At 67.5% G+C, this 20,194-nt stretch carries 27 protein-coding genes; 23 read left to right on the forward strand and 4 right to left on the reverse strand.

What is annotated here, in order from left to right:
• Positions 1–22: 22 nt before the first annotated feature.
• Positions 23–250: a hypothetical protein gene (locus IEY36_RS10715; RefSeq protein WP_188967065.1), complete on the reverse strand. Its 228-nt coding sequence runs from the start codon at positions 248–250 to the stop codon at positions 23–25.
• 165 nt (positions 251–415) lie between these two features.
• On the opposite strand from IEY36_RS10715, the gene IEY36_RS10720 reads away from it, so the two are divergent.
• On the forward strand, positions 416–1,081 hold the full coding sequence (locus IEY36_RS10720; RefSeq protein WP_188967066.1) for a hypothetical protein: 666 nt from the start codon (positions 416–418) through the stop codon (positions 1,079–1,081).
• Between the two features lie 41 nt (positions 1,082–1,122).
• Here the strand turns inward: IEY36_RS10720 and IEY36_RS10725 are convergent, their stop codons facing one another.
• Positions 1,123–1,779: an XRE family transcriptional regulator gene (locus IEY36_RS10725; RefSeq protein ID WP_188967067.1), complete on the reverse strand. Its 657-nt coding sequence runs from the start codon at positions 1,777–1,779 to the stop codon at positions 1,123–1,125.
• 82 nt (positions 1,780–1,861) lie between these two features.
• On the opposite strand from IEY36_RS10725, the gene IEY36_RS10730 reads away from it, so the two are divergent.
• Positions 1,862–2,089, forward strand: coding sequence for a helix-turn-helix domain-containing protein (locus IEY36_RS10730; protein WP_188967068.1), 228 nt, complete (start codon positions 1,862–1,864; stop codon positions 2,087–2,089).
• Here IEY36_RS10730 and IEY36_RS10735 read toward each other — a convergent pair.
• Positions 2,086–2,640, reverse strand: coding sequence for a hypothetical protein (locus IEY36_RS10735; RefSeq protein ID WP_188967069.1), 555 nt, complete (start codon positions 2,638–2,640; stop codon positions 2,086–2,088). The two genes, IEY36_RS10730 and IEY36_RS10735, sit on opposite strands and share 4 nt — an antisense overlap.
• Positions 2,641–2,794: 154 nt before the next feature.
• Between IEY36_RS10735 and IEY36_RS10740 the strand changes: the two genes are divergently transcribed.
• From IEY36_RS10740 to IEY36_RS10790, 11 genes are all read left to right on the forward strand, one after another.
• Positions 2,795–3,253, forward strand: a complete 459-nt coding sequence (locus tag IEY36_RS10740; protein ID WP_188967070.1) for a hypothetical protein — start codon at positions 2,795–2,797, stop codon at positions 3,251–3,253.
• Between the two features lie 2 nt (positions 3,254–3,255).
• Positions 3,256–3,522: a hypothetical protein gene (locus IEY36_RS10745; RefSeq protein ID WP_188967071.1), complete on the forward strand. Its 267-nt coding sequence runs from the start codon at positions 3,256–3,258 to the stop codon at positions 3,520–3,522.
• The gene (locus tag IEY36_RS10750) at positions 3,519–3,839 is read left to right on the forward strand and encodes a hypothetical protein (RefSeq protein ID WP_188967072.1); all 321 of its coding nucleotides are present in this window, start codon (positions 3,519–3,521) and stop codon (positions 3,837–3,839) included. Before IEY36_RS10745 ends, IEY36_RS10750 begins: the two co-directional genes overlap by 4 nt.
• On the forward strand, positions 3,836–4,330 hold the full coding sequence (locus tag IEY36_RS10755; RefSeq protein ID WP_188967073.1) for a hypothetical protein: 495 nt from the start codon (positions 3,836–3,838) through the stop codon (positions 4,328–4,330). Before IEY36_RS10750 ends, IEY36_RS10755 begins: the two co-directional genes overlap by 4 nt.
• The gene (locus IEY36_RS10760) at positions 4,311–6,137 is read left to right on the forward strand and encodes a hypothetical protein (protein ID WP_188967074.1); all 1,827 of its coding nucleotides are present in this window, start codon (positions 4,311–4,313) and stop codon (positions 6,135–6,137) included. Before IEY36_RS10755 ends, IEY36_RS10760 begins: the two co-directional genes overlap by 20 nt.
• A gap of 240 nt (positions 6,138–6,377) precedes the next feature.
• Positions 6,378–7,004: a hypothetical protein gene (locus IEY36_RS10765; protein ID WP_188967075.1), complete on the forward strand. Its 627-nt coding sequence runs from the start codon at positions 6,378–6,380 to the stop codon at positions 7,002–7,004.
• Between the two features lie 99 nt (positions 7,005–7,103).
• On the forward strand, positions 7,104–7,703 hold the full coding sequence (locus IEY36_RS10770) for a hypothetical protein (RefSeq protein ID WP_188967076.1): 600 nt from the start codon (positions 7,104–7,106) through the stop codon (positions 7,701–7,703).
• 86 nt (positions 7,704–7,789) lie between these two features.
• Positions 7,790–8,452 (forward strand): hypothetical protein, encoded by a 663-nt coding sequence (locus tag IEY36_RS10775; protein ID WP_229681247.1) that lies wholly within the window; start codon positions 7,790–7,792, stop codon positions 8,450–8,452.
• Positions 8,436–10,538 (forward strand): terminase gpA endonuclease subunit, encoded by a 2,103-nt coding sequence (locus IEY36_RS10780; protein WP_188967078.1) that lies wholly within the window; start codon positions 8,436–8,438, stop codon positions 10,536–10,538. Before IEY36_RS10775 ends, IEY36_RS10780 begins: the two co-directional genes overlap by 17 nt.
• An 11-nt stretch (positions 10,539–10,549) precedes the next feature.
• Positions 10,550–10,777, forward strand: coding sequence for a gpW family head-tail joining protein (gpW, locus tag IEY36_RS10785; protein WP_188967079.1), 228 nt, complete (start codon positions 10,550–10,552; stop codon positions 10,775–10,777).
• Positions 10,777–12,414 (forward strand): phage portal protein, encoded by a 1,638-nt coding sequence (locus IEY36_RS10790; RefSeq protein ID WP_188967080.1) that lies wholly within the window; start codon positions 10,777–10,779, stop codon positions 12,412–12,414. Before gpW ends, IEY36_RS10790 begins: the two co-directional genes overlap by 1 nt.
• Here the strand turns inward: IEY36_RS10790 and IEY36_RS10795 are convergent.
• Positions 12,411–13,529, reverse strand: coding sequence for a hypothetical protein (locus IEY36_RS10795; RefSeq protein ID WP_188967081.1), 1,119 nt, complete (start codon positions 13,527–13,529; stop codon positions 12,411–12,413). The two genes, IEY36_RS10790 and IEY36_RS10795, sit on opposite strands and share 4 nt — an antisense overlap.
• Before the next feature lie 119 nt (positions 13,530–13,648).
• Between IEY36_RS10795 and IEY36_RS10800 the strand changes: the two genes are divergently transcribed.
• The 10 genes from IEY36_RS10800 to IEY36_RS31095 all read left to right on the forward strand — a co-directional run bounded on the left by IEY36_RS10800 (position 13,649) and on the right by IEY36_RS31095 (position 20,084).
• Positions 13,649–14,536 carry a S49 family peptidase gene (locus IEY36_RS10800; protein WP_188967082.1) on the forward strand — a complete coding sequence of 296 codons (888 nt, stop codon included), beginning with the start codon at positions 13,649–13,651 and terminating at the stop codon, positions 14,534–14,536.
• Positions 14,537–14,568: 32 nt separating this feature from the next.
• Complete coding sequence (locus tag IEY36_RS10805) at positions 14,569–15,153, forward strand: hypothetical protein (RefSeq protein ID WP_188967083.1); 585 nt, start codon at positions 14,569–14,571, stop codon at positions 15,151–15,153.
• Between the two features lie 25 nt (positions 15,154–15,178).
• Entirely contained in the window at positions 15,179–15,559 is a 381-nt protein-coding gene (locus IEY36_RS10810) for a head decoration protein (RefSeq protein ID WP_188967084.1), read from the forward strand.
• Positions 15,560–15,636: 77 nt separating this feature from the next.
• Entirely contained in the window at positions 15,637–16,668 is a 1,032-nt protein-coding gene (locus tag IEY36_RS10815; RefSeq protein ID WP_188967085.1) for a major capsid protein, read from the forward strand.
• Positions 16,669–16,685: 17 nt separating this feature from the next.
• A complete protein-coding gene (locus IEY36_RS10820; RefSeq protein WP_188967086.1) occupies positions 16,686–17,141 on the forward strand; it encodes a head-tail joining protein in 456 nt (151 codons plus the stop codon).
• Entirely contained in the window at positions 17,138–17,773 is a 636-nt protein-coding gene (locus IEY36_RS10825) for a hypothetical protein (RefSeq protein ID WP_188967087.1), read from the forward strand. The genes IEY36_RS10820 and IEY36_RS10825 overlap by 4 nt, the downstream gene beginning before the upstream one ends.
• Positions 17,774–17,788: 15 nt before the next feature.
• Positions 17,789–19,276, forward strand: coding sequence for a phage tail sheath subtilisin-like domain-containing protein (locus IEY36_RS10830; RefSeq protein ID WP_188967088.1), 1,488 nt, complete (start codon positions 17,789–17,791; stop codon positions 19,274–19,276).
• Positions 19,277–19,290: 14 nt separating this feature from the next.
• Positions 19,291–19,653 (forward strand): phage tail tube protein, encoded by a 363-nt coding sequence (locus tag IEY36_RS10835; RefSeq protein ID WP_188967089.1) that lies wholly within the window; start codon positions 19,291–19,293, stop codon positions 19,651–19,653.
• 3 nt (positions 19,654–19,656) lie between these two features.
• A complete protein-coding gene (locus IEY36_RS10840; protein WP_188967090.1) occupies positions 19,657–19,959 on the forward strand; it encodes a phage tail assembly protein in 303 nt (100 codons plus the stop codon).
• The gene (locus IEY36_RS31095) at positions 19,956–20,084 is read left to right on the forward strand and encodes a hypothetical protein (protein WP_268238121.1); all 129 of its coding nucleotides are present in this window, start codon (positions 19,956–19,958) and stop codon (positions 20,082–20,084) included. The genes IEY36_RS10840 and IEY36_RS31095 overlap by 4 nt, the downstream gene beginning before the upstream one ends.
• Positions 20,085–20,194 lie beyond the last annotated feature (110 nt).

Consider the following 20,194-nt stretch of genomic DNA (forward strand, 5'->3'; position numbering starts at 1 on the left):
ACAAGGAGCTCGTCGGACATGGTCAGACCTCCGACGCGGCCGGGTATTCGGGACCGGCAGCCGGCGCGCCGGCCTTCGCCTTCTTCGGGGTGTGCGGTGGGGCGCCGAAGGTCCAGCGCTCGGCCAGGCGTTCAACCGCCATGCGGAACGCCGCGGCGCGCTGGAACTTGGCCTTGTCGGTCAGCGCCTCGGCGGCGAGGGCGTCCATCAGCGTGTCGAAGCCGCTGGGGACGCTAGGGGTGTCGGGCATGGGTGCCTCGCTAGGTTGCGAGGGAAAAATGCCAAAATGGTGTTGAATCGTCAACGCCAAAATGGGGTTATCTGAGATGGCCAGATCTTCGCCGACAGGGTGCTAATGATCGACCTGAAAATCACCCCCGAATTGATCACGCGTCCTTGATGCCGGAGCCTCATAATGTTTCAATTGCGTCAAGACATTCCTCGCAATCCGGAGCGTGCCCAGAAGATGAATCGAGCAGTCCTTGCGCTTTTGGCGGCCCTTGTCCTCCCAGCCTGCTCGACCATTACGGAGGGGGCGAGCCAGGGCCTTCTTGTGGCAACCGATCCGCCAGGGGCGCGTTGCGAGGTCAGGCATCGAGGGGAGACCATCGCAACGATTGAGCAGACACCGGCGACGGTCGTCGTTCATAAATCACCGTATGACATTACGGTCGATTGCACCCGGCCTGGCTACTTTCCGGGCGCGGCCGTTGTGAACAGCGAGATGGACAATAGGACCTACGGAAACCTGATCATCGGTGGCGGCATCGGCCTAATTGTCGATGCGTCCACCGGGGCCTGGAATCAGTATCCGCGCGCGGTTCGGATTCGCATGACGCCGCAGCTTGGGGTCGGGGCGATGGCAGGTACCGGCAGTGTCGATTTCGCTTCGAGGATCAACGCCGTGGAGCGGCGGGCCGCCACCGCAATTGCTACAGCTCAACGGAATTGTGCTCGCCGGAGGGATGAGAGTTGTGTGACTGAGATCGAGGCAATTGAAGCTCGGCGCAATGTCGAGCGTCTAGCTTTGTACGCTGACCTGCGCCTTCGCAATCCGTCCTCTGCTGTTCCAGCATTTTAAGGCGCCCTGTGGGTGGTGCTGGGAGGGCAGGTGATGCGGCGCTAGACGCCCATCACCTCGTTCAGCGTAAGGACCCGAAACTTGTCCTTCAGGGAAGCAACGTCAAACTCGACCGTCTTGGGCGGATTGAACTGCTCGCAAATCCATCGATCGGCTGTGCGTCGCATTAGTCGCTTCAGGTAGGCGCGCGGTTCGTCGCCTTTGCCCGGCATTTCGACGACCAATACCACGTCATCGCCCATGCGGATCGGCCTGTTCTTGTCGAGATAGACCAGCTCGCCAGGCTGAAACCGAGGCGCCATGCTTTCGCCCTCGACGTAGATGGCAAAAACGCCGCGGCTGTTAGCGATACCGGGACCTCGGCGGACCATGTCCACCTGGCCGCCGAGATTGATGGTGAAGGCGCCGTCGCCATTTGCGCCCATCGCAGTGCCGAACACCGGCACGTCGCGCGGCATCTCATGCCGCTGCGGAAGTGGCGGAGGAAGGGGAATTGCAACCCCACCCTCGACTGGCGCCATGAGCGCCGCTGGCTCCACGCCCAGGGCGCCGCCAAGCCGCGTCATCCAATCGACCGTGAGGCGGCGCTCCCCCTTCTCGAGCCGATCAATCTGCGACTGGGTCGTGTTGATCCGTGCCGCCAGCGCGGCCTGGGTGAGCCCGGCCGCCTCTCGTAGCACTTTCAGCATGTTAGCCATGCCGTGATCATGCCGAATTGGCGTTGAATAGAATAACACCAATATGGCTTGACAAATAACCCCATATTGGCATGTTTGGGGCATGAAGCTGCGCGATTTCATGTTGGCACGCGAATTGTCGGAGGCCCAGTTGGGCCGCTTGCTCGGCATCGGTCAGGCCACGGTCAATCGGTACGTTCGTGGCGAGCGAATCCCGCGGCCTGAAGTCATGCGGCGCATCGTCGAGGTGACGAAGGGCGCGGTTGGGCCGGCCGACTTCTACGATCTGCCCGTAGCGGAAAGTGTCGCCTCGACGGCGAAGGTCGCCTAGTCGTGCCGCGGCCCCTCGCGAACCTTTCGGACGGCGTCCGCCTCGGGCAGGGCAATTCCGGCCTTCGCGGCCGTGCTCAGCAATTCCCACGCTGCCGCGCCGAGCGCTTCCCCGTGCCTGGTCATCATGTCGTAGCGCGAGGGTACTGCGACCTTCGGTGGGTCGCCAATATGGCCGCCGGTGTTGGATGGAGCGCTGGCGGGCCACGATGCCGGCGACCGGGTGATGGGCTGCTGTCTTGCGGTGGGAGCGGTCACGGCCTGGCGGACGTCTCGGGCAGTGGCTCGCGCGCCGGCCTCCCTCCGCGCTTGTGCGGCTCGTGCATCGTCGCGCAGGTCCAGCAGTGTCCCCAAGATGCCGGCCAGCAGCAAGAACACCACACCAGCTGCCGCGCCGGACAGGCCCTGCGCGACAAGGCCAGCCCGCATCGCCGCCCGCATTCGCCAGTCGATATCCGTCTGGTCCGCCGTCAGGCCGATCAACACGACGATCGCGCCGCCGACAATCGCCAGCCAACCGACAAGCTGGCCGGCGAACACCGTGTTGCGCATGCCGTTCTCCCTTCCTGGGCAAGCAGCATCGCGCATGCGCGCATGACCGGGGAAGCGGCATGACGGTCCTTGCTGGCTCAGGTCTCGGCATGGCCCGCACCGTGCCGCTCGCCAGACGCCCCCGCATCCGGAACCGTTCCGCCGTGGTGGCGTTATGACCACGCGCCTTTCCCCCGTCGACGTCGCCGCGCTGAAAACCGCCATGCGGCTGCTGGTCGAGGATGTCGGCGGGATCGACGCGGCCGCCAGCGTGTCGCGCCTCGCCGCCTCCTCGATTGCCGAGAGCTATGATCCGCATCGGGCGAACCGCATGCCTGCGGTCGATGTCGTCGCGGATCTGGAAGCCGTGGGTGGCACGCCGCGCGTCACCGCCATCCTTGCGAGCATGGCTGGTCGCCGCCTGGTGCCAATCGTCCCTGCGCGGGGTCGCGTCGGCCGGTCGATCGCCGAGGTCCTGACCAGCAGTAGCGAGGTCGGCGCCGCCTATGTCACCGCCACGGCCGACGGGAAGCTGAGCCGCGCAGAGCGTCAGCGCATCGCGACCGAAGTTCTGGAGCTGCTGGCTGCCTGCGAACAAGCCACTGCGGTGCTGTTGAACGACGCGGAGGAATAGGCATGCCGGATGGATCCGCCTCGCCTCCGCTGTACTGGACCCGTGATGCCCATGGCTGGATCGCCCCTTGTGGCGAGGAAGGCCAGGGCGAGGCTCGCGTCTTGGGGTACAGCAACGGCTGGGCCTGGATCGTCGACATGCTGCCGGGGACGGATGAGGCGGTGATCACCGCAGGCCGCGCCCATGCCAGCCTTGATGAGGCAAAGCGCCTGGCGGAACAGCAGGTCGCGGCCTGGCCCGTCCCCATCGATGGGGCTCGACAGCTATGAGCGCCGCCCTCGCACCGCCGCGAACGGCGACCGAGGCCGACCGGCAGGCCGAAGGTTGGCGCCTTGCCCGCCTCGCCGCGCGCTTCGCGGTGCGTTCGCTTGAGGGCGAATACGACAAGCCCGCCGGGCGCGCGGTGATCGCCGCAGCCATTCAGAAGATCGACGCGATCCCGGTGCCGGATTGCGTGGTCGTGCTGCCGCGCGCCGAACGGCTCGAGGCGGCGATCCGCACCGCGATCGACCTCGCCGGCCAAGTCTTCGACGGCAAGCCGCTCGCCGAGGAAGCGATCGCGGTGCTCAGGGACGCGCTGCGGTGAGTGAGGTGTCGGCAGCGCCCTTCGTCGATTTCTGGCACGAGGCGGCATCCGTCTTCATGTCGCGTCTCGATCCGCCGCGCCGGGGATCGAAAGAGGGCGAGGCTCCGGCGTGGATCTTCGCCGACATCGTCGCGACGCATGGCGTCGGCAATCTGGCGCGTGTCCTCGCCGGCATGGGGTTGGTGTCGCGCATATTCCACGCGCCGCGCTTCGGCACGCCGCTCTGGTACGAGAACCGTCTGCGGTCCCCTGCGCTGCGCGACGCATGCGGCGACGAGCCGGTCTTCCTGATGGCCGGGAAGGATGGCGCACACGTCGCCTGGGTTGCCTCGGCAACGGGCCACTGGATGACGGTGTCGCGTGGCGCGCGCGGCCTCAGCCTGACGGAACTCGGCGCCTTCATCTGGGAAGTCGGACGCGGCGAGGCGGCGCGCCGCATCGTCCGCATCTGTGGGTATAGGAGCGTCCCGCGTGTCGGCGATCTTCGGTAGCGATGATGGTTTTGACGAAGCCCTAGCCGATGCCGACCGCCATCTCCGCGTGGTCGAAGGCGGCAAGGGCAAGAAGCGCGGTGGGGGTGGTGGCGCGCCGCCGGAATCGCCACCCGAGGATCTCGACTGGGCCGATGCGCCCTTCGAATGTCTCGGTGTGCAGGGCGAGACCTGGTGGTTCCGTGACAGCTACCACCAGGTCATCGGCATGAACGCCTCACGCCTGTCGCAGCGCGGGCCGCTCACGGTGCTGCTCGCCGGCGACGCCGATGGCTGGGCGGCACGCCATTGGCCCGAATACGACCGGGAGGGGCTGCGCACGAACGACTATGCGCCGCGCAAGGTCCACAAGGCGATCGCAGCGCGCATGCTTGATGTCGGGCTGTTCGACCCGACCATGCCGCGCCGCGGGCCTGGCGTCTGGCTGCACAATGGCGAACTCGTCGTGCATTGCGGGAATGCGGTGCTGTTCCCTGGGCAGGACGCGCGCCGGCCCTCCTTCCTGCGCGATGGCGTGGCCTATATCGGCGGCCCGCCGATGCCCCTGCCGCATGATGGGCGGCAAGGCAGGTTTCCACCCCCAGCCCCCGCGCTGGCGCTGGAAGCCGAAGCGCTGTTCGGCAAGTGGAACTGGAACGCGCATTCGACGGAGAAGGTGCTGCTCGGCTGGGTTGCGCTGGCCAATCTCGGTGCCGCGCCGCCCATGCGCCCGCTCACCATCGTCGATGGCCAGGAAGGCGGAGGCAAGACGACGCTGCTCAAATGTGTCGCCGCGCTGTGCCCTGCCGGTGAATGGACCGACGACACGACGGAAAGCGGCCTGCGGCAGCGCATGAACGGGCGCGCGGCCCCCGTCGTGCTCGATGAATTCGAGGGCGAGGAACAGGTGCGCGTGCTCGGCCTGTTGCGCCGGATCGTGACCAATGAGGGCTCGCGCAGCTTCCGCGGCCAGGCCTCGCAGCAGGGGCTGGTCACCGAGGTTGTCGGCACCGCCATGGTGGGTGCGATCGGCGCGCCGGTGGCGAATGCGGCGGAGGCGACGCGCATCCTCAACGTCATGCTGTGGCCGCGGCCGCAGGGCGCGCCGCCGCTCGAGGAAGCGACGCTGCTCGCGCGCTGCAGGGCCATGGCGCCGGCGCTGTGGGGCAGGGCGATCGCCGCCTGGCCCCGCATCAAGGCCAATGCCGTCGTCGCCCGCCAGGCGCTCGACAGGGCAGGCTGCTCGCCCCGCCACATGGACCGGCTCGGTTGGCTGATCGCGGCGCGCGAGGCGATGGTCTCCGACGAACCATTGACGGCGGATGGCGCGGAGGAAGCGCTGGTCTGGGTCACGCCATGGTTGGTGACGGAGGATGAGCAGGCCGAGGACAGCACCGCCGCCCGCTGCCTCCAGCACCTGATGGCGTCCCCGGTGCTGATTGCGACGGCCCATAGCGAGACGGTGGCGACGCTGGTTGCCAGGGCGCTGCGGGAGGCGGGTTCGCCGGCGGAGCGGCACCTGCACGAGCTCGGCCTGCGGCTGGCCCCGTACCCCGTCGATAGCGGGCTGAGTCGAGGGTTGTACGTGGCGACAGGTCGCCGGCCCGCGCTGGGCAAGCTGTTCGCCGGTACGGAATGGCAGTCGGGGCGATGGGGCACCGTGTTGGCGCAGCTGCGACGACGATTGCCCGACGGTGCGGAATTCCGGGCGGCCGTGGTGCGAACGCGCATCCGCTTCTCTGGCGAGAACGACAGGGCGCAGGCCGTCTGGCTGGCGCCGGAGCTGCTGCCTGGCCATGGCCATGGCGGGGAGGGAGACGCGTTCTAGGGGTCGAACTGTCCCGCTCTGTCCCGCTGAGTGTCCCGCATTTCACGGCCTAAGTCGTTGAGATCGTTGGATGCGGGACACCGGGACAAGCGGGACACAGGGGGTCTCATGTGTGTGTGCGCCAGCGGGCGCAGGTGCATGGGGAATACGACTGTCCCGCATGTCCCTCTGTCCCGCTTCTAATAATTTCAAAGGGTTAGAGGGTTGGTAGAGGGACAGTTGGCGGGACAGGCGGGACAAATGGCAGGGAAGGGCAAGGCGATGGACGGGATGCTGACGAAGATCGTGGGGCATGTGCGAACTGATGTCGGGCCACGGCCATTCGTCACGACGCAGTCGATGGTGGTGCAGGTCTTTGGCGAAGCAGCGCCGGAACCGGAGAAGCAGCTTGCTGCCTTCGAGGCATGGGAGAAGCGCCGCAACCTGACGCGTGACAGCCTCGCCGCGCTGCGCGAGCGTCGCCGTATCACCGCTGCCGAGCTGCGGGCCGGGCATGAGATCGAAGCCGTTCTCGGTTGGCAGTCTGGTGAGCATGAGCCCGTGACGCGCACGCAGTTCCGCGAGCGCTTGGCCGACAGTGCCTATTCCGGCGATGGCACGCTGTGGCTGTCGTTGGTCGAGGCGGAGCACACGCGCTTTGCGCCGTGGAAGGATTGGGCGCGTGCCTTCGCTGTGAAGCCGGAATGCACGCTCGAGCACCTGACGATACTGATTGCGGTCATGGGACGAGGGCTGCGCCAGGCTGCGGATGAACTGCGCATGGATCAGCGCCGTGTACTGGCGCTGCTGCGTCGGTCGCTGCATCGGTATTGCGTTCATGCGGGTTGGCAGGACGGGGCCAATCCACCAACGATCGAAACGCCTTGACCGATTGCCACGTTTCGTGGCCATCTCTCCCTAGCATTGAGAATCGCGCCCGGCCGGAGCCCTCCGCCGGGCGCTTTGCGTTTCGGCGGAGGTGGCAATGTGCTGACCATGTCCTTCGCAGCGGAGTTCCGTCGTCTTGAGATGACGCTCGGCAACTTCGGCCGCACCCAGCTTCCCATCGCCGCCGCGACGGCGCTGACCCGCACGGCTGAACTTGGCCGAGATCACGTCAAGAGCGGCATGCCGCATACATTCGACCGACCGACACCATTCAGCGTGAATGGCATCAGCATTGTCCCGGCGCGCAAGACGCGCCTGGAGGCGCGGATATTCGTGAAGGATGTCCAGGCGGAGTACCTGCGCTTGCAGGAACTCAGCGGGATGCGCCAACCAAAGAAGCGCGCCCTGATCACGCCAGCGGCCATTGCGCTGAATCAGTACGGCAACATCACGCGGCGCGGCCTGGCCAGTGCGAAGCGGAAGAAGTCCACCTTCGTCGGCACGGTGAAGGGCATCGGTGGCTTCTGGGAGCGCGATGAAGAGGCGGGGACGGTGAAGCTTCTCGCCCGCTTTGACGGGCCGAAGCGGGTCACGCCGCATCCGTTCTTCTTCCCGCGCGTCGAGGCGGTGATGCGCCGCGACTTCGACCGCCTGATGGGCGAGGCGATCGCGTGGGCCATGCGGACGGCACGCCCCTAGATGTAGGGTGCTCGGTGTAGTCGCCCTAGATGTAGTATGCGGGTCCTTCCCAGCCCGTTGGCTACCGCGGGTATTTCGCGCCGCGGTTGGTCGCTGAATTTTCCAACCAAAACAACGGGTTCTGTTGTTTTTCCTGTTTCTGTCCGCGCGCGGCGCGGCAGCGGGGTCCCATGGTCACCGTGAACCTGGAAGAGATGGCGGATAAACTCCGCATCTCCCTGCCGACCTTGCGCGCGATGATGCGCAAGCATCCTGACTTTCCGGTGGTCGCCGAGGGCCGCAACGGTGTTCCGTGGCAGTTGGACCCTGAGGCGGTCATCGCCTTCGTCCAGGCCAAGCGGGATGAGGAAGCGGCGGCGAGGGACCAGCGCGACGACTTGCTCGCCCAGGTCAGCCTGCCGATCGAGGAACTGCAGCCAGAGGGCGAGCGCGTCCTGTCAGCGACGGAGCGCCTCAAGGTCGCGCAGGCGATGCGCGTCGAGGATGACGTCGCCAAGCAACGCGGCTTCCTGGTGCTGACCAGCGACATGCGCATGCGCCTGACGGCTGCGTGGACGCCGCTGTCGCAGTTCCTGTCCAGCCTGCCGGGCCAGATTGGCCGCCGACACAACCTGCCCGATGCCGTGGTGCGCGACATGCGCCGCGCGATCGAGGCGCAGCAGCGGGAACTGCACCGCAAGCTCAAGACATTGCTGAGCGAAGACGCGGAGCCGCCACCCGAGGAAGAGGAGCATGCCCCCGCAGCCTGACGCAGCGCGCTTCGCCTATGCCGATGCCGCGCGCGTGCTGCGCGAGACATTCGACGCCTTCCTGCCGCCGAACCGCATGTCGGTGGCCGACCATGCCGCGCAGCGTCGGTGGGTGAAGTCGCCGGTCGGTTCGCACCTCGAGCGCTGGTCGCATGACACGGCGCCGTACCTGACCGAGCCGATGCATTGGCTCAGTGACGACCAGTACGACACCGAAGTCATCGTCGGGCCCGGCGCCTGCGGCAAGACCATGATCGCGGAGAACTGGCTGCTCTATACGATCGAGAGCGATCCGGCCGAACTGCTCTGGTATCTGAACACCGATGCCGCGCTCGACGCCTATGTGAAGGCGCGCATCGACACGATGCTGGACCAGCACGATCCGTTGATAGGGCATCTGCGGCACGGGCGGGATTCGGTCGCCTTCAAGCGGTTCCGTGGCGGGCGGGCGGAGTTCCTGACATTCACCGCGAATTCGCTGGTGAACAAGCATGTCGCCCGCATCGTCGGTGATGAGTTCGACAATTACGACATCTCGCTCGGCGACCCGCTGGCGCTGCTGAACCCTCGGCGCCAGGCGGCCGGTGCCGATTCGAAGATGCTGTTGATGAGCCATCCCGATCGCGGGGCGCCGCTCGATGCGCCGCGATCCAAGCAGCGCGGCATCATGGCCGTGTACGCCGACAGCACGCGCTGCACCTGGTGGTGGCCGTGCCCGCATTGCGGGGCGTATTCGTCGCCGCACCCGAACGCGTCGCGGCGCATGGTGTTGGACTGGCCGAAGGATGCGTCGCTCGATGAGATCCAGGAACGGGCGCGGCTCGTCTGCCCCGTGAATGGCTGCCTGATCGAGGATGGCGAGCGGTACGCGATGAACCTTGCCGGCCGATGGGTCGGTGACGGCGAGACGATCGACGATGAGGGCCGCGTGACCGGGCAGCGCCGGCAGGTGAAGACCGCCGGCGCGTGGATCCTCGGCGTGATGTCGCCCTTCACGAAGGACGGCATCGGCGGGCTGGCGCGGGTGAGGGCGCAGGCGGAACGCGCCGCCGAGCTCGGCGATATCGAGGGCCTGCGCCAGGTGGTGGTGAAGACCTTCGGCGAGCCCTTCGCGGTGTCGGCGCAGATGGGCAGCATCGATGCTGCGGTGCTGGCGAAGCGGGCCGACAAGGGGCTGGCGCTGGGCGTAGTGCCGGAAGGCGTCCGCTTCCTGACGGCCTGGGCCGACGCGCAGGGCAGCCGCTTCGAATGGCTGGTGCGCGGCTGGGGCGAGGGCGGGCAGTCCTGGGTGATCGATCGGCAGGTGATGCCGGCCGAACCGGGTAGCAACCCGGAAGACTGGGACGACCTGCTCGACCGGATGCAGGACGCCATCTACCCGCTGGCGGATGGGTCGGGGCGCGGCATGCGTGTTTGGGCTGTCGGATTTGATTCGCAGGGCCAGCCTGGTGTGACGGAACAGGCCTATGCCGCATGGCTGCGCCGCAAGAAGGCGGGGCGGGCGCGGAAGCTGGGCCTGATCGAATTCCGCGATGTGTGGACGCTGGTGCCGACGCGCGGTGCCTCGACCCGCGAAGCGCCGCGCATCCAGATTGTGTATCCGAACAGCCAGCGGAAGGACCGCAAGGCAGCGGCACGCGGTCAGGTGCCGGTGCTGCGGTTCAACCCGAGCTACGCGAAGGATGCGCTTTCCGCGCAGCTCTCGGTGATACCGCCGGCCGGGGCCTCGGTGAATTTTCCGGCGGCGCTGCTGAGCGAGGCGGCGCCGCACGACTTCTTCGAGCAGATCGCGGCGGAGGTTCGGCACTCGGTCACCGGCGTGTGGACGAAGCGCGAACCGCATCTGCGCAATGAGGTGTTGGACATGATGGTGGGCTGCGAAGTGGTGGCCCGCCTGCATGGTCTTCACCTGATCGACTGGGCGCGCCCGCGGGCATGGCAGGCGGAGTGGGACAGCAACAGCATGGTGGTGGAAATGCCGCGCGAGCCGGAAGCCGAGACCACGCCGTCGCTCACCGCCATCGCCGCCGCCGCGCGGCGTTCCGCGACGGGCGGGGCGCGCAGCATCGCCAGCATGCTGGCCTGAACGGAGCATCCATGGCCGACGCCGCGACGCTGCAGGCCCGCCTGTCGGAGGCGGAGACTGCGTATCATCGCCTGCTGACCGGGTCGAAGGCCGAACAGGTGACCTATGCGGCCGGGCAGGTCAGCCGGTCGATGAAGTACACGCAGGCCAATATCGATGCTCTGCGCGGCTACATCGCGGATCTGCGGCGGGAACTGTGCCTGCCGTCGCGCCGCCGCGCGATTGGGGTGCGATTCTGATGAACGCCCCCGTCCTGCTCGGGCCCAACGGCCTGCCGCTGCCGGCGCGTCGCCGCTCCATGGCGAGCATCGGCAATGGCGGCAGCTATGACGCGGCATCCCAGACCAGCCAGGAAATGACGGGCTGGATGCCGTCCTACCGCAGCGCGGATGCGGACGTGAATCCGTCTCGCCGCGACATGGTCTCGCGCATCCGGGACCTTGCGCGCAATGACGGCTGGGCCTCGGGTTCCATCACCCGCATCGTCGACAGCGCGGTGGGCGCGGACCTTCGCCCGGCGCCGAAGCCGGATTTCCGCTCGCTCGCCTGGTATTCGCCGGCATTCGACGCGACCTGGGCGGCGGAATTCACCTCCTGGGCCAAGGGGTGCTGGCGCGATTGGGCGCAGGACCCGGCCTGCTGGTGTGACGCGGCGCGGCAATCGACCACGGGCGAGCAGTTCCAGCTGTCCTTCCGCACGATGCTGACGGAAGGCGACGCGGTGGCGACGCTGCCCTGGCGCCCGGAGCGCATGGCCTATGGCCGCGGGCACTATGCGACAACGGTGGCGCTGGTGGAGCCCGACCGGCTGTGCAACCCGAACGACATGGAAGACGATGCGACGCATCGTGGTGGCGTCGAGATCGATGCGGACGGCGCCGCGGTGCGGTACCACTTCCGCGATGGTCACCCCGGCGACTGGTATGCCGGCGCCAGCGGCTTCACTTGGTCAAGCTATGCGCGCGAGACCGCCTGGGGCCGCCCGGTCGTGGTGCATTACTTCGAACAGGACCGCATCGGGCAGCATCGCGGCGTCGGCGTGCTGGCGCCGGTGCTGTCGCGCATGCGCATGCTGTCGCGCTATGATTCGGTCGAGCTGCAGGCTGCGGTGGTCAACGCCATCCTCGCCGCCTACATCGAAAGCCCCTTTGATTCGGATCTGGTGCGCGACAGCCTGAGCACCGAGGCCGAGCTCTCCGGCTATCAGGCGGAACGGTCCAAGTTCCATGAGGACCGGCGCCTGTCCTTCAACGGTGTGCGCCTACCGACGCTGTTCCCCGGCGAGAAGATCAACACCGTCGCGGCGAACCGGCCTTCGGGCAATTATCCGGCCTTCCAGGCTGCCATTCTGCGCAACATCGCGGCGGCGACCGGGCAGTCGGAGATGCAGGTCTCGCAGGATTGGTCGCGGACGAATTACAGCAGCGCCCGCGCGGCCCTGCTGGAGACGTGGAAGACCATCACGCGGCGCCGCAGCGGGTTCGCCCGCGGCTTCGCGCAGCCGGTGTGGGTCGCCTTCCTCGAGGAGGCGATGGAGCGCGACGGCCCGCCGATGCCGAATGGCGCGCCGGACTTCGCGGAGATGCGCGGCGCTTATGCTCGCTGCGACTGGCGCGGGCCTGGCCGTGGTTGGGTGGACCCGGTGAAGGAACCGACCGGCAGCCAGCTGCGCATGGAAATGGGCGTGTCGACGCTGGAGCACGAAGCCTCGGAGAATGCCGGCATGGATTACGAGGACGTGCTGGACCAGCGGGCCATCGAAGTCGCGGCGTTCAAGAGCCGCGGCCTGCCGCTGCCGTCATGGGCGGGGGCCGTGGCGGCGGCGGCGGTGCAGGCGCCGGCGAACGACTCACCGCAGGCGGGCGATGCGACCTAACACCGCGGTAGGTTCCGGCGGTGAACTCCAACTGCACGGTTGTCCCCCTCTCCGTCATCGCATCCGTTTGACGCGCCAGGGGTCGGGGGTCGGCCAGCCGGAGGCGTGTTTTGCGGAGGCACTGGGGCACTGGCGGGTGTGGTGGTGCGAAACCTGCCCCTCATGACGCCTGTGCCGTTGCCGACCGAGGGGATGGATCCGTTGACGATCTGAAAGAGCGACCAGCGTGCACGGTCGCATGCCGTGGAAGTTTGTTGACCATCCCGGCATGCCGCTCGAGCATGGTCGGACGCCGCTTGCACCGTATCGAGACCAGGTTGTGCAAAGTAGACCACTAGCGAATTGCCGACCGTGCGGCTCCATTTGCCTGCCAAGCCGACTGATGCGGGGCCGATACCGAGAGTGATGCCCCCCTGCCTGTCATCGGTGATGGTCAAGCCGATATCAACGTAGTTCCCGGGCGCCTCGGAAGGGTTGCCCGGATCGAAGTTGGTGAAGCAGGTGCGAACGATCGGATTGTCTTGGCCGGTGATGGGGTTTCGATACATGCCACTAACAATCTGCTGATTCCGCAGATTGAGCAGATTTGCGGCTATCGGGGCGCCGTCGAGTGCCTCGATGATTTGGCGGACGATCACTGGATCTGTGGGCAAGGGCGCGAGCCGTTCGTCGACGGGCTCACCTGGTGCGGCGGATGGTGGTCCATTCGGTGAGTGGATCGGCCAGACATGGTAGCGCAGGGTCTGCACCGTCGATTGCGATCCGCCGAAGCCACCCGAAAGTGCAACGCTGCTCACAGGTGGAATAGGTATGCCGGCGCTTACAGCTGCGGATCCGCTGACTGTTGTGTCGACGGTCAATTCCGCACGCACTTTAGAGATTCGGTAAGCGAGATTTCCGCGGCCACATTGAAATGTCGAACTGTGGTCGATCAAACGCACCAGCTCCGTGTTCTTCACAAAGAACGGTCGGTACTGAGCGAGAATTGTGTACGTATCAATCTGCCGACGTATTTCTGTTTGGACGCGACCGATGGAGCTTGGGGCAATTGCTTCGATTTCGGTGCCGCACGCCGAAAGCAATAGTAATGCTGAACAAAAGGCTTGTCTTTGCATCGGTCAGCTTCTCTCGACAGTAGAACACCATGCGGTGAGTTCTCCTTGTGAGGCAAGCGGAATGAACATGTTTACGGCGCAGCGGCGGCAGCCCGTCTCGACGCCATGAGGAGCGATGCATGAACGAGCGCTTCGCCCACCTGTCGCAGCGCCTGTTCAACCGGCCGCTCGCCATTCTGCCGGGCAAGGCGGAACTGGCGATGGCGGTGCTCGCCGACCGGCTCGGCATCGCGCATCTGTTCCGCGCCGATGGCAGCGTGGTCGAGATCCACGCCTCGGCCGCCGGCTTCGAGGAAGAGGGCGGCGCCGGCTGGCGCGAGGGCTACGACATCATCGGCGGCGTCGCTGTGATCGAGGTCGAGGGCATGCTGGTGCAGCGGCTCGGCACGCTGCGCCCCTATTGCGGTATGACCGGCTATGACGGGCTGCGCACCAACCTGCTGAGCGCGGTCGCCGACCCGGCGGTGAAGGCCGTCGCCTTCATCATCTCCTCGCCAGGTGGGGAAGTCGCTGCCTGCTTCGACCTGGCCGACACCATCTTCGCCGCGCGCGGCGAAAAGCCGATCTGGGCCATCTGTGCCGAGGAAGCCTATTCCGCCGCCTACGCCATCGCTTCCGCCTGCGACCACATCACCGTGCCGCGCACCGGCGGCGTCGGGTCGATCGGCGTCATCTCGATGGTGGTGGACTTCTCGCAGGCCCTCGCCGAGGGCGGCATCGCCGTTCACTTCATCCATCACGGCAAGCGCAAGGCCGAAGTCGGCCGGGCGGAGATGCAGGGCGTGAAGCCCGACCTTCTGGCGCGCCTGCAGGTGGAAATCGACGCGGTGGGCGAGCTGTTCATCGAGACGGTGGCGCGCAACCGCGGCGTCTCGCCCAAGGCAATCCGCGCCCTTGAAGCCGCCTGCCTGCCAGCCCTGACCGGGGAGGCGGTGAAGGCCGGCCTCGCCGATGCGGTGCTGGCGCCCGATGCAGCCTTCGCCGCGCTGCTGACCACGCTGGGCTGACCCCGGCTCATCTGCCCCGAAAGGAACCGACCATGACCCTCCGCACCCGGGCGGCGGCGGCGCTGTCGCCGTTCGCCCATCTCGCAGGCTTCGGCCCGCGCCGTGCCCCCAAGGCTGAGGGCGAGCCGCCGAAGGACGCGCCCGACGCCGAAGGCGAGGAAGAGGAAGCTGAGGACAAGGCGACCGACCCGAAGGACCCGCCGCCCGAGCCCAACGGCGAGGACGACAAGGCGGGCGAGGGTGCGGCGGAAGATGAGGGCGACCCCGAGGAAGAGGACCCGGATGAGGAAATGCGCGGCAATTCCGCCGCCGCGCAGGCCCGCCGGCGGGAACGCGCCCGCTGCGCCGCCATCTTCGCCTCCCCGCACGCCGCAGGCCGGGCGGATGTCGCCGCGCAGCTCGCCTTCCACACCACCATGCCGCGCAGCGCGGCCGTCGCCTCCCTCGCAGCCCTGGCGGGCACCGGGGCGGGCGCCGGGCGCGGGCGGGGTCGCAGCCTCGATGAACGGATGGAAGGGGCGGACAACCCGCGCCTGCCGCCGGGCGGCGGGGAGAAGCCGGCGGCGGCGCAGGTCGCCGCTTCCTGGGACGCGGCGATGAAGCGCGCGGCTCGCTGACCCGAACCTCCAAGGAGAATCCACCATGCCTGTCCTGACGGAAGGCCGGCGCGCCGGCGAATTCATCGTGTCGGAGGCCAACGGCTTCCGCTCGCGCGAGGTCGTCACCCTCGCGTCCAACGGCTCGACCGCTCTGACCTATCCTGCGGGTCATGTGCTCGCCCTGGTCACCGCCACCAGCAAGTATGTCGAATACGACAATGTCGGGACGGACGGGACCGAGGCCGCGAAGGTGATCCTGTACGACAACGTCACCGTGCCCGCGACCGGAGACCTCAAGGCCGTCGTCATTGCCCGCGATGCCGAGGTCAACAAGGCCGAGCTGTCCTGGTTCGCTGCCGCGGCGGATGCGGACAAGACCGCCGGCCTCGTGGACCTCGCCGCGGTCGGCATCATCGGCCGCTGATCCGCGCGCCGCACCCGGCGCGCCCCCGAGCGGCGCCGGACCCGGGCCGCACCCCACCATCACGGAGACTATCAACCATGGCGACGCTCGACGTCTTCAACCAGGATCCGTTCACGACGATGTCCCTGACGTCGGCCGTCGAGCGCAACCCCTTCAATCCGACCGGGCTCGGTGAGCTCAACCTGTTCACCGATGTGCCGATCCGCGACAAGGCGGCGGCGGTCGAGGAGCGGGACGGCACGCTGGTCGTCATCCCGACCTCGCCGCGCGGCGCGCCGCCGACGGAGCGCCAGGGCGAAAAGCGCCGCATGCGCTATTTCGAGGTCCCACGCATCTCGATGGCCGACACGCTGCAGGCCGATGAAATCCAGTCGGTGCGCGCCTTCGGCCAGGAAAGCGAGCTGATGCAGGTGCAGGCGGAGGTGGCGCGGCGCCTGAACGGCCCGACCGGGCTGACCTCCAGCGTCGAATATACCTGGGAGCGCATGCGCCTGGGTGCGGTGCAAGGCATCGTGCTCGATGCGGATGGCAGCACCATCTACAACTGGTTCACCGAATTCGGTATCTCGCAGCCCGCCGAGATCGACTTCGACCTCGACAACGCTACCCCGGCCGCCGGTGCGCTGCGCACGGCGTGCGCTGGCGTGGTGCGCACCATGGCGCGGGCCGCCAAGGGCGCCTTCACCACCCAGACGCGCGTCATGGCGATGTGCGGCGATGCGTTCTGGGACAATCTGGTCGCTCACCCCGAGGTCACGCAGACCTTCCTGAACTGGGCGGCGGCGGAGGATCTGCGCAAGGGTACGGCCTTCCGGGCGATGCGCTTCGGCGACATCGAATGGTTCAACTATCGCGGGTCCGACGACAACACCACGATCAAGGTCGGCACCGACAAGGTCGCCTTCTTCCCCGCTGGTGCGCCTGGCGTGTTCCAGCGCGTGCTGGCGCCGGCGGAGACCTTCGACTGGGTGAATACGCCGGGCAAGCCGATCTACGTCATCCCGATCCGCGACAGGGACCGTAACGCCTGGTGGCGGCAGGAGGTCTATTCCTATCCGCTGATGCTGTGCTCGCGGCCGGACGTGCTGCTGCGCGGCAAGCGCACCTGACCGGCTGACGGCGCGGCATGTCAGACCTCACCGAGCCGTTCGAAGACCCGTTCGGCGACGACCTCCTTGCCCCGGCAATGGAGATGTTCGCCGTACGGGTCGCCGTCGCGCCGGTTGGTGGCACGTCCGCCATCCGGCGCGGCGTGTTCGACCGGCTGCACATCGAGGTTGGGTTCGGGGCCGATGGCGCACCGATCTCGGCGAGCCGGTCGCAGATCGGCGTCAGCATCGGCGAATGGGGCGACCCGAAGCAGGGCGACGCCATCGATGTCCGCATCCGGCGGGGCCGCGCGGTGCATGTGGATGAGGCGGTGGCGGTCGGCGATGTCGTGCTGCACTACCTGATCCAGGACGTGGAGCATGACGGTGCCGGCGGCGCCCTGCTGATCCTCGGCGCCCGCGCCCTCTCGACGGAAGGCGCGGCCATAGGCGGCCTGCCCTTCACGCCGAGCGGCCAGGTGCTGGGGTCATGACCACCACGCGTGCGGAGATCCGTGACGCGATCGCGGCCCGCCTGGTGGCCGGCCTCCCGAGGCTCGGCGGTCGTGTCTACACATCCCGCGTCTGGCCGCTGCCGGCCGCGGGGCTGGTTGATGCCGGCGCCATGCCGGCGGCGCTGGTCTACGCGCTCCGCACACGGCGCACCTCGCTCAGCATTGGCACTGCAGCGCCGACTTTCCGCGCCATCGTGACCTTCGTCGTCATGCTGCGCGCCGAGGGCACCAACGACGTCGCAGTCGATCTCTTGCTCGATGACTTGGGCGAGGCGGCTGAGGACGTGCTGATGACCGACCCATCCTTCGTCGCGCTGGCCGAGGAGATCGCCGGACTGGACAGCGAGCGGCGCACGACCAAGGACAGCGAGCGCACCATCGGTGAGGAAGCGCTGTCGATCGACATGCAGTTCACCGAGACCTTCGAACCGAAGGGCCTGCCGCCGCTGACCACGGCGAACGTCGTGATCGACGCGATCGACCCGGCCGACCAGGCCGGCGCCTATCCGGCCATCGACCCATTCCCAGCGCCCGCCGCGCCGCCGCGCCAGCAAGGCCCGGACGGCCGGCCCGAGGCCGCCCCGCTGACCATCACCTTCCCCGAATCCTGAGAAAGGGACCCACGCATGAGCGGGAACACCGGCTCCATTGGCTTCAGCACGATCCCGCAGGATCTGCGGGTGCCACTGTTCTGGGCGGAATTCGACAATTCCCGCGCCGGGCCGAGCACCGTCACGCAGCGCGCGCTGCTGATCGGGCAGAAGACCGTCGCGGGCACGCCGGTCGAACTCACCTACCTGCCCTCGGCCGACCAGGTGGCCGACCTGTGCGGCGCCGGGTCGCAGATCGCGCGCATGATGGCGGGCTGGCGCGCCAATGACACGGTGGGCGAGGTGTGGATCCTGCCGCTCGCCGACGCCGGCGCGGGGGTGAAGGCGACGAAGACTGTCACCGTCACCGGCCCGGCGACCGCGGCGGGCACCATTGCGCTGTATGTCGCCGGCAAGCTGGTGCAGGTGGGCGTGGCCTCGGCCGATGCCGCCACAGCCATTGCCACGGCCATCGCCGCGGCGGTCACCGCCGATACCTCCCTGCCGGTCACGGCGGCGGCGGCCTCGGCGGTCGTCACCCTGACCGCGAAGAACGCCGGCACCTGCGGCAACGATATCGACGTGCGGCATTCCTACTACGGCCGCGCGAGCGGGGAGGCGCTGCCCGCCGGCGTCGGCCTGACCTTCGCGACAGGCGTGACCGGCAGCGGTGACCCGGACCTGACGACGCTGGCCACCCTGCTCGCCGACGAGCCTTTCGACTTCATCGTGATGCCCTGGGCGACTGCCACGGCGCTGACCGCCTTCGACACAGTGATGAACGACACCTCCGGCCGCTGGTCCTATGCCAAGCAGATCTACGGGCATGTGTGGACCTCGGCGCGCGGTACCTCCGCCACGCTGCTGACGCTGGGCGGCACGCGCAACGGGCAGCATGTGTCCGTGCTCGGCACCAACGAAAGCCCGTCCTGCCCGGCGGTGTGGGCGGCGGCGGCAGCGGCGGCCTCGGCCGTGGCGCTGAAGGCGGACCCGGCGCGGCCGTTGCAGACGCTGTCCATCTATGGCGTGAAGGCGCCGCCCACGGGCAAGCGCTTCACCTTGACGGAACAGCAATCCCTGCTGTCGTCCGGCATCGCGCTCGCCACCTTCGGGTCGGATGGGTCGGCCTCCATCCTGCGCATGGTCACCACCTATCGCACCAACGCATGGGGCGCGGCGGACCAGTCGTATCTGGATGTCGAGACGCTGTTCACCCTGATGGCAGTCATCCGACGCCTGAAGGCGACGGTGACGCAGAAATTCGGGCGATCGAAGCTGGCGAATGACGGCACGCGCTTCGGGCCTGGGCAGTCGATCGTCACGCCGTCCAGCTTCAAGGCCGAACTGGTCGCGCATTACGCGATCATGGAGCGCGAAGGGCTGGTCGAGGATGTCGACGGCTTCGCCGCGGCGACCATCGTCCAGCGCAACATCAACGATGTCAGCCGGCTCGACGTGCTCTACGCGCCGAACCTGGTCAACGGCCTGCGCGTGCTGGCCGTTCTCGCACAATTCCGCAGCTGAGAAGGGCCTGAACCATGGCGTTGGAACGGCAGGCCGGGGCGGCCTACATCAAGGTGGATGACGAGCAACTCGCGCTCAAGGGGGAGATTGAGATCGACCCCACGGAGTCGACGCGCGAGCCGATCGTCGGGCTCGACGGCGTTCACGGCTGGAAGGAAACGCCGAAGGCGCCCTCCATCACCGTGAAGGTGACGAAGACGAAGGGCCTGAGCCTGAAGAGGATCGCGGGCTGGACCGGCAAGACCGTGACGGCGGAACTCGCCAGCGGGACAGTCTATGTGCTGGCCGACGCCTTCCAGGCCGGCGACCTGAAGCTGAATGGGGATGAGGGCGATGTCTCCATCACCTTCTTCGGCCTGACGTGCAGGGAGCTTTGACCGATGACCGGGACGGTTCATCTGACGACGCCGATCGAGGCACATGGCGACACCCTGACCGAATTGTCGCTGCGCGCGCCGAACGGCAAGGACATCCGGGTCACCGGCATGCCGTTCCGCATGAGCTCCAGCGACGAAAGCATCATCACCGACGCGGCGGTGGTGCATCGCTACATCGCGAACCTCGCCGGCATCCCGCCCTCGGCGGTGGACAAGCTTTCGCCGGTCGACTTCTTCGCCGCGATGGGTGTCGTTCTGGGTTTTTTCGGGGTGCAGGCGGGGGATTCGGCGACCCCGACGGCGTGATCGACGCCTATTTCGACCTCGCCCATTTCTGGGGCGACATCGCCTATGTGATGGCGCTCGACCTCGAAGACATGCGGCGGCACCACGAACATGCACGGCGGATCATGAAGGCGCGGAAGCCGTAGGCGCCTCGCCGTTGGCCTGCTGCTGTCGCCCGTAGCGGCGCTCCTTCACCGACACCACAGCCCGCATGGCACTCCCTGGCCTTCCGCCAGGCGTGAGCCGCACCCGCGCG

It is taken from the genome of Neoroseomonas lacus (assembly GCF_014644535.1).
GTDB classification, from domain to species: Bacteria; Pseudomonadota; Alphaproteobacteria; order Acetobacterales; family Acetobacteraceae; genus Neoroseomonas; species Neoroseomonas lacus.